17 protein-coding genes are annotated in these 13889 nt (G+C 43.2%); 10 read left to right on the top strand and 7 right to left on the bottom strand.

The window, feature by feature from the left end; translation table 11 throughout:
• Window positions 1–187: 187 nt before the first annotated feature.
• On the bottom strand, window positions 188–2092 hold the full coding sequence (gene htpG, locus ZX61_RS15175) for a molecular chaperone HtpG (RefSeq protein WP_049845460.1): 1905 nt from the start codon (window positions 2090–2092) through the stop codon (window positions 188–190).
• Between the two features lie 266 nt (window positions 2093–2358).
• Here htpG and ZX61_RS15170 point away from each other — a divergent pair, with 266 nt between their 5' ends.
• From ZX61_RS15170 to ZX61_RS15155, 4 genes are read left to right on the top strand one after another with little or no spacing between them, the layout of a single operon-like run.
• Entirely contained in the window at window positions 2359–3225 is an 867-nt protein-coding gene (locus ZX61_RS15170) for a transcriptional regulator (protein ID WP_049845459.1), read from the top strand.
• A gap of 11 nt (window positions 3226–3236) precedes the next feature.
• On the top strand, window positions 3237–3752 hold the full coding sequence (locus tag ZX61_RS15165) for a regulatory protein ToxS (protein WP_049845458.1): 516 nt from the start codon (window positions 3237–3239) through the stop codon (window positions 3750–3752).
• Between the two features lie 35 nt (window positions 3753–3787).
• Complete coding sequence (locus ZX61_RS15160) at window positions 3788–4543, top strand: sulfite exporter TauE/SafE family protein (RefSeq protein WP_049845457.1); 756 nt, start codon at window positions 3788–3790, stop codon at window positions 4541–4543.
• A 10-nt stretch (window positions 4544–4553) separates the two neighbouring features.
• Complete coding sequence (locus ZX61_RS15155; RefSeq protein ID WP_049845456.1) at window positions 4554–4832, top strand: SelT/SelW/SelH family protein; 279 nt, start codon at window positions 4554–4556, stop codon at window positions 4830–4832.
• Between the two features lie 34 nt (window positions 4833–4866).
• Here ZX61_RS15155 and yfcE read toward each other — a convergent pair whose 3' ends face one another.
• Genes yfcE through ZX61_RS15130 form a run of 5 tightly spaced genes read right to left on the bottom strand, consistent with a single transcriptional unit; the run spans window position 4867 to window position 7732 of the window.
• Window positions 4867–5415: a phosphodiesterase gene (yfcE, locus tag ZX61_RS15150; protein ID WP_049845455.1), complete on the bottom strand. Its 549-nt coding sequence runs from the start codon at window positions 5413–5415 to the stop codon at window positions 4867–4869.
• Between the two features lie 50 nt (window positions 5416–5465).
• A complete protein-coding gene (locus tag ZX61_RS15145) occupies window positions 5466–5870 on the bottom strand; it encodes a CBS domain-containing protein (RefSeq protein ID WP_049845454.1) in 405 nt (134 codons plus the stop codon).
• A complete protein-coding gene (locus ZX61_RS15140; RefSeq protein WP_049845453.1) occupies window positions 5867–6217 on the bottom strand; it encodes a P-II family nitrogen regulator in 351 nt (116 codons plus the stop codon). Before ZX61_RS15140 ends, ZX61_RS15145 begins: the two co-directional genes overlap by 4 nt.
• Complete coding sequence (locus ZX61_RS15135) at window positions 6207–7001, bottom strand: DUF1538 domain-containing protein (protein WP_049845452.1); 795 nt, start codon at window positions 6999–7001, stop codon at window positions 6207–6209. Before ZX61_RS15135 ends, ZX61_RS15140 begins: the two co-directional genes overlap by 11 nt.
• A complete protein-coding gene (locus ZX61_RS15130) occupies window positions 6998–7732 on the bottom strand; it encodes a DUF1538 domain-containing protein (protein WP_049845494.1) in 735 nt (244 codons plus the stop codon). The genes ZX61_RS15135 and ZX61_RS15130 overlap by 4 nt, the downstream gene beginning before the upstream one ends.
• 230 nt (window positions 7733–7962) lie before the next feature.
• Between ZX61_RS15130 and ZX61_RS15125 the strand changes: the two genes are divergently transcribed.
• The 6 genes from ZX61_RS15125 to ZX61_RS24365 all read left to right on the top strand — a co-directional run bounded on the left by ZX61_RS15125 (window position 7963) and on the right by ZX61_RS24365 (window position 12953).
• The gene (locus tag ZX61_RS15125) at window positions 7963–8877 is read left to right on the top strand and encodes a TIGR01777 family oxidoreductase (protein WP_049845451.1); all 915 of its coding nucleotides are present in this window, start codon (window positions 7963–7965) and stop codon (window positions 8875–8877) included.
• A 46-nt stretch (window positions 8878–8923) separates the two neighbouring features.
• Window positions 8924–9751: an SDR family oxidoreductase gene (locus ZX61_RS15120; RefSeq protein WP_049845450.1), complete on the top strand. Its 828-nt coding sequence runs from the start codon at window positions 8924–8926 to the stop codon at window positions 9749–9751.
• A 321-nt stretch (window positions 9752–10072) separates the two neighbouring features.
• Window positions 10073–10927 (top strand): co-chaperone YbbN, encoded by an 855-nt coding sequence (locus ZX61_RS15115; protein ID WP_049845449.1) that lies wholly within the window; start codon window positions 10073–10075, stop codon window positions 10925–10927.
• Window positions 10928–11068: 141 nt separating this feature from the next.
• Window positions 11069–11992: an SPFH domain-containing protein gene (locus ZX61_RS15110; RefSeq protein ID WP_049845448.1), complete on the top strand. Its 924-nt coding sequence runs from the start codon at window positions 11069–11071 to the stop codon at window positions 11990–11992.
• 7 nt (window positions 11993–11999) lie between these two features.
• Window positions 12000–12455, top strand: a complete 456-nt coding sequence (locus ZX61_RS15105; protein WP_049845447.1) for an NfeD family protein — start codon at window positions 12000–12002, stop codon at window positions 12453–12455.
• A 330-nt stretch (window positions 12456–12785) separates the two neighbouring features.
• A complete protein-coding gene (locus tag ZX61_RS24365) occupies window positions 12786–12953 on the top strand; it encodes a hypothetical protein (protein WP_167350318.1) in 168 nt (55 codons plus the stop codon).
• 87 nt (window positions 12954–13040) lie between these two features.
• On the opposite strand, the gene ZX61_RS15100 is transcribed toward ZX61_RS24365, so the two are convergent.
• Entirely contained in the window at window positions 13041–13847 is an 807-nt protein-coding gene (locus tag ZX61_RS15100; RefSeq protein WP_049845446.1) for a hypothetical protein, read from the bottom strand.
• Window positions 13848–13889: the final 42 nt, after the last annotated feature.

Raw genomic sequence — 13889 nt, 5'->3', positions numbered from 1 at the left:
ATTACACGCCTGCTCATTTGGTTTCAAGATTGCATTCTATCATACAATTTCAAACCAAAGCGCTAATTACGACTAAAGAATGCTTAAACACTCACACAAGCCTGCAACTTCGCGCGTTTTTATTCACGATTAACGCAAATAAATCAAAAAGCCCGCAAAATGCGAGCTTTTTGACGGTTTTAAACTATTAGCCCTTAGTCAAAAGGGTGTTAATTGCGCCTAAGAACTGAGATGGATCTTCCATCGAACCACGTTCAGCTAACATAGCTTGACCAAGCAGTACCTCGACCCAACGACCGAAAGCTTCTTCGTCGGCTTCATCGGCCATTTGCTTAACTAGCTCATGCTCCGGGTTGATTTCAAAGATGTATTTTACCTCAGGAGCTGCTTGACCTGCCGCTTCAAGCAGCTTCGCCATTTGTGTGCCCATCTCGAAATCGTCAGTAACTACGACCGCAGGCGTTGTTGCTAACTTAAAGGTAGTACGGACTTCTTTAACGCGATCGCCTAAATAATCTTTTGTGCGTTCAACAACAGATTTGAACTCTTCTTCCGTCTCTTTTTGCTTCTCTTTTTCTGCTTCGTCTTCAAACTTGCTCAGATCAAGGCCCGCTTTAGTGATTGACTGGAACTGCTTACCATCAAACTCAGTAAGATAATTCATTAGCCACTCATCAATACGGTCAAACATCAGAATAACTTCAATGCCTTTCGCTTTGAACTGCTCTAAGTGAGGGCTGTTCTTAGCTGCTGCGTAGCTATCTGCGGTCAGGTAGAAGATCTTATCTTGATCTTCTTTCATACGCTCAACGTATGACGCTAAGCCAACTGTTTGTTCAGCAGAATCGAATTCGGTAGATGCAAAACGAAGTAATGCAGCAACTTTCTCTTTGTTGCTCATATCTTCAGCTGGACCTTCTTTTAGCACCAAACCAAACTCTTTCCAGAATGATTGGTACTTCTCTTCGTCGTTCTTCGCCATTCGCTCAAGCATGGTAAGAACCCGCTTAGTACAAGCGTTACGTAGAGATTGCGTTACCTTGTTGTCTTGCAAGATTTCACGTGACACATTAAGTGGCAGATCATTCGAATCGATTAAGCCGCGAACGAACCGCAGGTAAGATGGCATGAACTGCTCTGCGTCATCCATGATAAACACACGCTGCACGTACAGTTTAAGACCTGATTTGTGGTCACGATTCATCATGTCCCATGGCGCTTTCGCTGGGATGTACAGCAAACTTGTGTAGTCGTTCTTACCTTCTACGCGGTTGTGACTCCATACCAATGGATCGGCGAAGTCATGCGATACGTGCTTATAAAACTCTTGGTACTCTTCTTCTGAAATATCAGTTTTGTTACGCGTCCAAAGTGCCTGAGCTTTGTTAATTTGCTCCCACTTCTTCTCACCAGTTTCTTTACCTTCTTCATCACGTTCAGCGGTTAGAATCGCTACGGGAATGCCGATGTGATCAGAGTACTTGCTGATAACTTCACGTAAACGCCACTCATTAAGGAACTCTTTACCTTCATCGCGCATATGGAGAATGATATCTGTACCGCGAGTCTCTTTTTGGATGGTTTCAATGGTATATTCACCTTCGCCCGAAGAGTGCCATTGAACCGCTTGTTGAGAATCTAAACCGGCAGCTCGAGTGCGAACCGTTACGGCGTCTGCGACGATAAATGCCGAGTAGAAGCCAACACCAAATTGACCAATTAACTGCGAGTCTTTCGATTGGTCTTCAGACAGTTTAGAGAAGAATTCAGCGGTGCCAGATTTAGCAATGGTGCCTAGATGTTCAATAACATCATCGCGGCTCATACCAATACCATTGTCCGAAATCGTTAGCGTATTTGCCTCTTCATCGAAACTAAGCTTTACCCCTAGGTCGGCATCACCTTGGTAAAGCTCAGAGTTTGACAGTGCTTGAAAGCGCAGTTTGTCAGAAGCGTCAGACGCATTAGAAATCAGCTCGCGCAGAAAAATCTCTTTGTTTGAGTAAAGAGAATGAATCATAAGGTGAAGTAATTGTTTTACTTCTGACTGAAAGCCACGAGTTTCTTTGTTTTGTGTTGCTGTTTCGCTCATGATAACTCCATAAGTTCTATACTTATCAAGCCAATACATTCATAATGACAATGTTTATTTTGGCCTTAATCTGCCAATTAACATGAGGGTGACAAATGTAAATTCAAGGTCAATAATCATAAAAACAGTGTTTTTTTTGTTTTATTTTGACTATCCTTCACCACGCCAAAAACTCAAAAAATATAAACTGATTTTGATTAAGTTAGTTGTATTGAGCGCTTTAACAACTTAACTGTCTGAAACCTCTAATATAGTGGCCGCAATTAATGAGTAACATAGGTACTAAGTTTAATCTTGATAACAGGTTTACCTTTGACCCAAACACCAACTCTCTCGTCGATAAAGAGAACAACAACGAGCTAATTCGTTTAGGTAGTAACGAAAGCCGTATTCTGCTGTTACTGTGTGAGAAACCAAGTGAAATCGTTTCTCGTAACGACCTGCATGACTTTGTCTGGCGTAAGCAAGGTTTCGAGGTTGATGACTCAAGCTTAACTCAGGCGATCTCTACACTGCGAAAGCTACTCAAAGACTCAACAAAGTCACCAATGTTTGTGAAAACGGTGCCAAAGCGCGGTTATCAACTGATTTGTTCTGTGGAACGTGCAACCACCTTGATGAGCGGAGAAACGCTCACAGAGGAAAGCTCAGAGCTGAATGTTATAGAAACTCCAGAGCAAAACAAAACTGAAGAGACAAACGAAACGCCATCGGTTGCAAAACCAATTAGTACAGTCAGTGAGATTACCGAGAGCCAAACTTCAACCAAAAAGAAGACCTCTCTTACATCTAAGCTACTGGTAGTGTGGGCGATACTAATTCCATTATATGTCATCTTGTTTACGAACCCTGCGGAGTCAAAGTTTAGACAGCTCGCTGTATTTGATAACACAGTAGTCAAAGCCCCAGTGAACCACCCAGACTTAAGCAAGTGGTATCCTTCTATTGAGCAGTGTGTGAAAAAATACAATGAAACACACCTCGATGAGCTAGCACCAGTCGAAGTCATCGCTACGGGCGGTCAGAACAACCAGCTTATCCTGAACTACATCCACTCTTTGGATAATTCAGGGGAAAACATCACTCTGCGCATCTTCGCAGAGCAAAAAGATCTCAGTAAAGTTTGCCAGTAGGAGTTGACCTGATGAATCAAAAAATTGCAGCTAGCCTACTTGTTTTATCCAGCGTATTTAGCGCTTGGTTGTACTGGGGAAGTGACTTAAAGGTTGAACAGGTGCTCACTTCAAAAGAGTGGCAATCTAAAATGGTTACTGTCATCACGGAGCCGCTTCAAGAAAAATCTGTAGGCTCACTTCGCAAAGTCGATGTGGTTTCAAACGTAAAGTATTTGCCGAACAATACATATATTCGTGTTGCTACCGTACGTCTATATCCATACAACGCCAAAACAGAGAGTGTTATCAATATTTCTGAAACTGGAGAGTGGGATATCAGCGACAACTACTTATTGGTCTCCCCAACCGAGTTTAAAGATGTTTCTTCCGCTCAAAGCAAAGACTTTACTAAAGAGCAATTAGACCTTATTACTCAAATCTTTAAGATGGACGCTCAGCAGAGCCGACGAATTGATATTGTTAATGGCAAGACACTGCTACTCACTAGTTTAAGCCACGGCTCTACTGTTCTTTTTTCTAACTAATTTCATAAAGGGGCACGATGCCCCTTTTTTATGCTATGGATTGGGTAAATACACTCGGCTTATTTCTGGGGTCACTGACCGCCAACACCCTTGCTTCTCTCTCAGGAGGGGGGGCTGGCCTACTGCAATTCCCTTTATTGATTTTCTTTGGTCTCCCTTTTTCTATCGCCTTAGCTACACACAAGATTGCAAGTGTCGCCCTTGGCCTAGGTGCGGCATACACTCATATCAAACGAAAGAGCTTTAGTTATAAAGCGGCTTTGTATCTCATCGGTGTGGGGAGCTTAGGGGTCATCATCGGCGCTAACATCGTCTTGCTTGTTCCCAGTGCTATCGCGGAGAAACTACTGGGTGGAATGATACTTTGTCTTGGCATATATTCACGCCTTAAAAAGCAGCTTGGACAACACGAGCAGCCGCTTAATCGTGATCCAAAAGGTTGGCTTATAGGTGGATTGGGCTTAATGCTGATTGGCATTATTAATGGCTCACTGACGGCGGGTTCTGGCCTACTCGTTACGCTATTTCTAATTCGTTGGTTTGGGTACAGCTATAAACAAGCGGTCGCACTAACTATGTTGTGTGTTGGCCTATTCTGGAATGGCATTGGGGCGATTACAATTGTACAAGCTGGTGCTCCTGTCTATTGGCCTTGGTTACCCGCTCTTCTACTCGGATCGTTTATCGGTGGCAGCTTAGGGGCTTATCTTACTACTCGCTATAGCAATCAATTGATCAAAATTTTCTTCGAAATCCTGACCTTTACCGTCGGTATTAAGCTTCTGTTTTAAAGGATAATTTATGGATAAGGCTGTCATTGATATTTATTACTGCCGCCAATGCAACTGGATGTTACGTTCCACTTGGCTCTCTCAAGAACTGCTGCATACCTTTAGTGAGGAGATAGAGACAATCTCACTACACCCAGATACTGGGGGACGCTTTGAAATTCATTGTAATGGCGAGATTGTTTGGGAACGAAAACGAGATGGTGGATTCCCAGAAGCCAAAGTATTGAAACAGAAAGTGCGCGATATCATCGACCCAGAGCGCGATTTAGGCCATTCCGACTCCAAATGAAAGAAGGCAGCGAGTTTTGCTGCCGTTGTCGTTGCTAGCCAATTAGTGTCGAAACCAATACCTCACCAGAGAATGTGACCACTTTAAGCTCTTTACCTTCTAGCAAGCCATAACTTGCTGCAAACCCGTCACGTGGAAAGGTAATGGAGCCCGGGTTAAATAGAAACTGTTCGCCATCACGTTCAGCGACTGGGATATGGGTATGCCCGTGAGCAATAATATCTCCTTGTTTTAATGGCGGACGCTTACTCGAATTGTACAGATGACCATGAGTTAGAAACAGGCGTTGACCCGATTCTAGCAATATCCAAGCGTAATCCATCATCATTGGAAACGAAAGCAGCATTTGGTCAACTTCGCTATCGCAATTACCGCGCACAGCCACTATCTGATCTGCATACTGGTTAAGCAATTCACTCACCGCTGGAGGGTTGTAACCCTCAGGTATAGGGTTACGTGGACCATGATTTAAAATATCGCCCAGCAGAACCAATGTCTCTGCACCAGACTGTTGATATTCGGCAAGTACTTGCTGAGTTGCTGGCAAACTACCGTGCAAGTCAGAGGCAAAAAAGAGTTTCACGACATCATCTCCTCAAAAATAACGAGGAGATTTTACCGACTCTATGACCTTTAGTCATCATGCACCATGCCGTAAATGACAATGTTATTGTAACTCACCATACCAACGATTTTCCCAGCTTCGATGACAGGTGCACGGCTGATACCAAATCGTTCAAATAAACGTGCGCAGTATTTCACATTCATATCAGGGTCTACCGACATCGCGGGTTTGGTCATGATCTCATAAATATTGGTCCTGTCTGGTGAGCGATTCTGCGCAAGCACCTTTTTAGCTATATCATTCATCAAAACCAAACCATACTCATCGTCATCATTGCGCTTATTGACCACCAGCGCCTTAACATCGTGGCTACGAGCAAGCTGTATGCCTTCTTTTACCGTTGTTAGGCCATCAATGACCACATAGTTATTCGTCATTACATCGCGTACTCGAACCTTACTATGTGCTTTCATAATTCATCCTCCACCACTTTGGTTAACCTCTCGACCTGATGCGCCACACCCACGGCATCCTCAATGTCGATTTGGACAGCAATCCCTTGACCAGACTCCTGATCAAATTCACCGACCTCACCAATTGTTTCCAAAATATGCCGTGACAAGTGTTCTTCGACCACAAATAACATCACATCTTTCTGCACATCTAAGGTGAGGCCAAAAAATGTTTTCTTTTGATTAAGGCCTTCCCCTCTCGCATTGTTGATCACCGTAGCTCCTGTCGCCCCTGCTTTACGCGCAGCATCAAGCACCACATCGGTTTTACTGTCTTCAACAAAAGCTAATAGCAATTTAAAGCGCATTTTCTTCATCCTCCCGCTCAGCGTCTTTGTTTAACCACTGAGTGATTTGTGCATACCCCATCACCGAAATCATGGGAAATAAACTGGCAAACGCAATCAATCCAAAACCATCGATCATAGGGTTACGCCCTGGGACAGTCGATGCCAACCCTAAACCTAACGCTGCAACCAGCGGAACAGTGACTGTTGACGTCGTTACCCCTCCCGAATCATAAGCAAGAGGGATGATGAGTTTAGGTGCGTAAAACGTTTGTATGACGACAATTACGTAACCGACAATAATGTAATAATGGATAGGGTCTCCGACGACGATTCGGTAGCTCCCCAAAGAAATCCCCACCGCAACACCAATAGCTACAGCAATGCGTAATCCGTTGACACTGATACTTCCGCCTGAAACTTGATTGGCTTTTATTGCCACAGCTATCAGAGAAGGTTCAGCGATCGTGGTACTAAATCCAATAAAGAAAGCAAATAAGTAGACCCAGTAATAGTCCATCCATTCAAAGATGTCGCCTGTCGAGAGTTTAAATTGTTGAATAAAGCTTGGAGCGGTAAGCTGCTCAGCCATTGTTTCACCCAGTGGAAATAGGGCGAGATCTAAACCAATTAAAAATAGAGATAAACCAAGAATGACATAAAAGAAGCCAAGGATGACTTTGGGTAGGTTAGTCACCGGGCGGCGAAGAACGGCAAATTGGAAACCAAAGATGATCGTCGCAATGGGCAAGACATCAGTAATGGTGCCGACGAAAGTATCTAAAAAATGTGTCCACTCAATCATGCCACCACCATGCCATAGACCATAACAAACATCATCGGAAGCAACGAGGCAAATGCAATCAGACCAAAACCATCGATCATCGGATTACGCCCTTTAATGGCGGATGCAAGTCCAACCCCAAGCGCGGTAACAAGAGGAACTGTGATCGTCGATGTCGTAACACCACCAGAGTCATAAGCCACCCCAATAATACTCTGCGGCGCAAACATGGTTAGGATGACCACACCAATGTATCCTCCAATGATCATGTATTGAATTGGCCAACCTTTTAGAATTCTCAACACGCCGAGTAGTATGGCAATACCGACCGATAATGCGACGGTATAGCGTAGACCGTTAGCGTAATCTTCCATCGACTCTTCGTTGTGAAGGATCATCCCCCCTTCGGCAGCAACTTCCGCCGCCTCATCCGCAACTGCTGTTAAAGCGGGTTCAGCCACTGTGGTTCCGAACCCTAAACAAAAAGCAAATATCAACAACCAGAACACACTGCCTTTACGTGCGAAAGCTTGCGCCATTGTCTCACCGATGGGAAACAAACCCATTTCTAGACCGAAGATAAAGAACGTCAAACCAAAGACGACTAATACAAGGCCAAACAAAATGGACAATAGATTGGGAAGAGGCTCTTGCAGAACAACAAGCTGAAAGAATGCAATTACAACAATAATTGGCGTAAGATCCCGCAAACTCCCTAATAGCGCTTTAATCAGCGCTGTCATTGCTTCCACTGAACCTCCTTGTTCTTCAGCTAACACTCAATCTATTCATTAGCATGGCAAACAAATTGGCTTTCTGATGTGATATCTGCAACGTCGACCGGGATAAACGTAACAAAATGTGAATTTTGTGATATTGCAACATGTGATCACATTTGCCGCTAAGTAACTATAATTAGTAACAATAGTTCACTATGGTTAATATTGGACTTGTCTGCTGTGCGTAATGAGAAGGATTGAAAATGAAGGTATTGCTCACCGGGGGAACTGGCTTTATTGGTCGAGAACTACTCAAACATTTAACGACCCATGAAGTAGTACTGCTTACCCGCGAACCTCGACAAGCAAAATCTACTCTAAACCATACTGATGTGGGCAATGTCACCTATATTTCCTCTTTAGACGATTTTCATCACCTTAACGACTTTGATGCCGTTATCAATCTCGCCGGAGAGCCCATTGCAGATAAACGCTGGACCAAAAAACAGAAGCAAACCATCTGTGACAGCCGATGGAAGCTAACAGAAAAACTCGTCGAACTCATTCACGCAAGTACTACACCACCCGAAGTGCTGATTAGTGGTTCTGCTGTTGGCTACTACGGAGATCAACAAGAACACCCTTTCGATGAAAGCTTACACGTCAATAACCAGGGATTTCCTCATCACGTTTGCAGTCGCTGGGAACAGATCGCTAATCGAGCCCGTTCAGAAATGACCCGGGTATGTATTTTACGCACGGGCGTGGTTCTTGCCCCACAAGGTGGCGCGCTATCAAAAATGTTACCTCCTTACCGTTTAGGTTTAGGGGGTCCGTTAGGTCACGGACGTCAATACATGCCATGGATTCATATGCTAGATATGGTTCGCGGTATTATCTACCTACTCGAAACCTCTCATGCTCACGGAGAGTTCAACCTCTGCGCTCCTCACCCGGTTCCAAATAAACAATTCAGCCAAACCTTGGCCAAAACACTCAAGCGTCCACACTTTCTGCGCACGCCTAAATGGGTAATGTCGATGGCGATGGGAGAAAGCTCGGTTCTACTGTTTGACAGTATTAGGGCCAAGCCCAAGAAATTAACCGAACTAGGATTTCGATTCAGTTACTCACGCCTTGAGCCTGCGCTAAAAAACTTGTTACAACACCATGAATAATCCAGTAACCTAGATCCAATCAAGAAATTCAATAGGTTAGATCGCTATGGGTAAATCTATATTAATTACTGGCTGTTCGACCGGAATTGGCTATGTCTGTGCCCATGCTCTACACAAGCATGGCTACCAAGTTGTGGCTTCCTGTCGCCAACAAAAAGACGTCGAAAGACTGCAAGCAGAAGGACTCACCTGCATCCAGATTGATCTCGCAGACAGCCAGAGCATTAGCAGAGGTGTAGAGCAAGCATTAGCACTCACCAATGGCAAGCTTGACGCTTTATTTAATAATGGTGCTTATGGACAACCTGGAGCATTAGAAGATCTACCCACTGATGGTTTGAGAGAACAGTTCGAAACCAACTTTTTTGGCTGGCACCAATTAGTATATGAGCTCCTACCAACCATGCGTAAACAGGGTTATGGTCGAATTGTTCAAAATAGTTCCGTGCTCGGCTTTGCTGCAATGAAATATCGCGGTGCATACAACGCCTCCAAGTTTGCTATTGAAGGTTGGAGCGACACCTTAAGGCTTGAGTTAATGGATAGCGACATTCATATTAGCCTGATTGAGCCAGGACCGATTGAAACAGAATTTCGCGCTAACGCCTTACTGGCTTTTAAGCGCTGGATATCCATTGAAGGCAGTGCTCATAAACAGCAGTATCGCCAGCAGTTACAAAGACTGAGCAACGAAAACTCAAATAATGCCTTTGTCTTACCAGCTGAATCTTGCATTGAGCCGCTAATCCATGCTCTTGAAGCGAAAAAGCCAAAGATTCGTTACCGAATTACCACTCCAACCAAAGTATTTTCGGTGTTAAAGCGCCTACTTCCTAGCCGAATTTTGGACAAAATATTGCGACAAGCTGCCTGAGACTTTCTGCAGTTTTGTAATTATTCCGTAACAATATCAGGTTAGATTAACACTCAGGGCAAGCCCTAGTTACAAAATTCAAGCGTTACATTCGGAATAACAACATGACTTTAAACCAGTTAAACTGGCTGAGTGTGGGTGTTGCGCTAACCTTGTTTATCGTTTTATAGACACCTTCGCTTACCCACTTTGGGCAACATCAACGCCGCCGCTACAGGCGGTGTTTTTGTTTTGATGACTTTTAATTCAAGCCCTTACCTTGAACTCTCCCTTCACAGCCCATATCTTTGGCTTATAGACTAAGTCGCAAGGAATACGTAGATGCAATCTCCATTTATTGTCGAGCTAAATGAACAGAACTTCCGCCAAGTGCTTGAAGGGTCGATGCAAACTCCTGTACTCATCCACTTTTGGGCACCTATGAGCGAAGAAAGTGCGCAAGTGATACCTGACCTGCAAATGCTAGCGCAGCAATATAACGGAGCCTTCACATTAGCTCTTTTGAACTGCGAACAAGAGCAAGCAATCGCAAGCCAATTTGGCGTACAAGCACTACCAACCATCGCTTTATTCGTTAATGGCCAGCCTGTTGATGGACTTGGAGGCCCCCAACCCATACCTGCCATTCAGCAGATGTTATCTAAACACCTTCCTAGTCAAGACGAGCTAAATCTAAAACAGGCCCTAGAGCTAATCCAAACCGGCCAGCACTCGCAGGCTCTGTCACTACTAGAAGCTTTGGCAGAAGAGCTGAAACAAAAAGGCGATGTGAAACTTGCTCTGGCTGATTGCTACCTAGAAACACAAAACTATGATCAGGCGAAAACCATTCTTGAAGTTATCCCACTTGAATATCAAGACAACTATTACAAAGGTTTAGTCGCAAAACTAGAGTTGCATGCTCAAGCAGCCAATAGCCCCGAGATTCAATCATTAGAACAAGCTTTAGCGCAAAACCCTAGCGACTTAAAGCTAAGCAACGAGCTAGCATTAAGCTACCACCAAGTGAACCGAGACGAAGAAGCCTTAGAGTTACTTTGGAATATCCTGCGTAGCGATCTGGGTGCCTTAGATAATGAAATCAAGAAATCTTTCATGGATATTTTGGCAGCTCTTGGTCAGGGGAATTCAATCGCGGGTAAATATCGTCGTCAGCTTTATTCCATTCTGTATTAGTGCATTCCAAATCATAGACTTAAAGCCGGTTACCCCCGGCTTTATTTTTGCCCAAATTTCACTCAACTTCTCACTTCTGCCATTGTCACCAGCTCTATGATAGGCAACAATCAATAGACAATTCTCATAAGGAACTCAGAAATGGCTATTGACTCATTGATTACTATCGGCGTCTTTCTCATTGTTGTGATTGCGCTGATTATCGCAGGTGTAAAAACTGTCCCTCAAGGCAACAACTGGACCGTTGAGCGATTTGGTCGCTATACCCATACCCTAAAACCAGGTTTAAACATCATCATTCCTTTCATTGATGGCATTGGTCATAAGATAAATATGATGGAGCGCGTTCTAGATATCCCTGCTCAAGAAGTTATCTCCAAAGACAACGCCAATGTCACTATCGACGCTGTCTGTTTTGTACAAGTTATCGACGCCGCTCAAGCTGCATATGAGGTCAATGACCTTCAACATGCGATTCGCAATTTGACGCTGACTAATATTCGTACTGTCTTGGGGTCAATGGAACTCGACGAAATGCTCAGTCAACGCGATATGATCAATACCAAGCTGCTATCAATTGTCGACGAAGCGACGAACCCTTGGGGGGTTAAAGTCACTCGTATCGAAATCAAAGATGTACAGCCACCATCTGACCTTACCGCGGCCATGAATGCACAAATGAAAGCTGAGCGTAATAAACGTGCTGAAGTACTTGAAGCGGAAGGTATTCGTCAGGCTGAAATTTTACGTGCCGAAGGTCATAAACAGTCTGAAATTTTAAAAGCTGAAGGTGATAAGCAAGCAGCAATTCTTCAAGCAGAAGCTCGTGAACGTGCAGCTGAAGCTGAAGCGCGTGCAACAACGATGGTTTCTGAAGCGATTGCCAAAGGTGACATGCAAGCAGTAAATTACTTTATTGCTCAGGGCTATACCGAGGCAATCAAGTCAATCGGCCAAGCAGAAAACGGTAAAATCATTATGCTGCCTCTTGAAGCAACGGGCCTAATGGGTTCAGTTGCAGGTATCGCCGAAATGTTCAAGCACTCCGACAACTCAACTAAGTGAGGCCAAGGTGTTTGAATTGTTAGACAGCATCAATCACTGGCACTGGTTAGCTTTCGGGCTAACCTTACTCGCTTTTGAACTACTCGGGACCGCAGGTTATTTTTTGTGGTTAGGTTTATCAGCTTTGATAGTCGGTGCCTTACTTACGCTTATTCCAATGAGCTGGCAGCTCCAATGGATTGCATTTGCCGCTTTTGCATTAATGACAACTTGGCTGTGGTGGAGAAGACAATTTAAATCCGACAAAAAGTCCGATGCCAACCGTGAACTTAATCAAAAAAGTAAGCAGTTGGTTGGTCAAATCATTCGCCTTGATGAGGATTTTCCAGCAGGAAAAGGTCGCTTAAAGGTGGGTGACACCACCTGGAGTGCTCAATCAGTTAGTACGATTAGTGCTGGTCAACAAGTTGAAATCACGAAAGTGAATGGCATTATTTTAACGATAAAGCCACACGATAATTAGACTAATCACTTTAATATACGCGTTATAATTATTTTTAATTAAAATTAAGTTGGTAACTAGTTAAAGAAACTATATTTTCTGAGTTTAATTCGAGAAATTAAGTATTTAACTAGTTATCTAATTACATAAATATATCCGTTCTTAAATCCCATCCATCAAAATAATATCCCAAACTTTCATACATTTAAAAGTAACCTATTCTTTCGCCCCTCAACTTAATAAACTTTAAAAAATTTGATTTTTTGCAATTATTTTTGATCCTTCGTGGTCTATTGCCATACTAGTCAGTATCTCTGACTAGGAGATTATTTGGTAAATGGAGAATATGTTATGAGAAAGCTAGCTTCAATATTGGTCGGTTTAATGTTCAGCGCTGCTGTTTTAGCAGGTAATGGAAGTGGTCAAACAGGGCCGAATGTAGAGTGTGAATTAAAAGATGGCAAGGTGCGTTATATTCCTATTATGATTTGTAAAGCAGAAGGCGGGAAGGTTTTATAGACCAAAGCTCATTCTACTACAATGAATACTCTCGCTTAACCTGAATGTTAAAAGGAACCATATCGGTTCCTTTTAATTTCAATCAGTCTATTTATTGATCAGCTCAACCAATATCGTTTTCTTTTCAGATTCGCTGGCTTTGTTAAACCAGTAAGAGAACATTTGCTCAGCCTGATCGACTGTTTCTAGTTTAGCCTCTGAGTTCTTACGATTGGAAACCGCCCAGTTTGTTACACTTTCTTGCTGCTTTTCGTCAAGCTGTTCATACCAATACATCGCCATCTCTTGTGGCTTAGACTTCTCAGTTGAATCTTGGGCAATCGCAGTTGTTGCAACAACTGGCGCTACGATAGTTGCTGCACTTGGCGCTGGCTTATTATCTACACTATTTCTAATTGCTTTGATGTAGCCTGCTGCTACGTCAAATATCACTTTATTTTGTTCAGATGAAGCTAAAGAAAACCTGAGTCCATACTGCTCTCCCTTTACTAGAGATTCTTCTGAAACATCAAACTTAAAATATTGTCTTTGCGTACAAATGTCGCTACAAGTTTCAGCGGTAGGAGCTAGAGATTTAAGGGCAACTTTTTTACCATCAACTTCTGCATACTTATATTCGCTATAGTTTTTAAAGTATTTGACTTCCATGACAATAAATGAACTTGGCACTGAGCTCTGCCCATGCGGAACAACGTAATTTAATGCCAAAGTAGATTGAGTAAGCTGAGTTCCTTTACTTGCTTCAACGTCAGGCGACAGAGATTTTCCTTCGACTAAACTATAATTTTGCTTTGTTTCTACCTGAGCAACAACATCAGTAAAACTACTGCTAGAATCCAATGTGGTGCAGCCAACCATCAACGCGATTAGAGATACAACTAAACACTTTTTCATATTAATTCCCTATTTGAAAACTTCTCTATATTACAAACATTT

Source organism: Vibrio sp. VPAP30, assembly GCF_001188205.1.
GTDB lineage: Bacteria > Pseudomonadota > Gammaproteobacteria > Enterobacterales > Vibrionaceae > Vibrio > Vibrio bivalvicida.
This window is presented reverse-complemented; position numbering and strand designations above follow the sequence as displayed.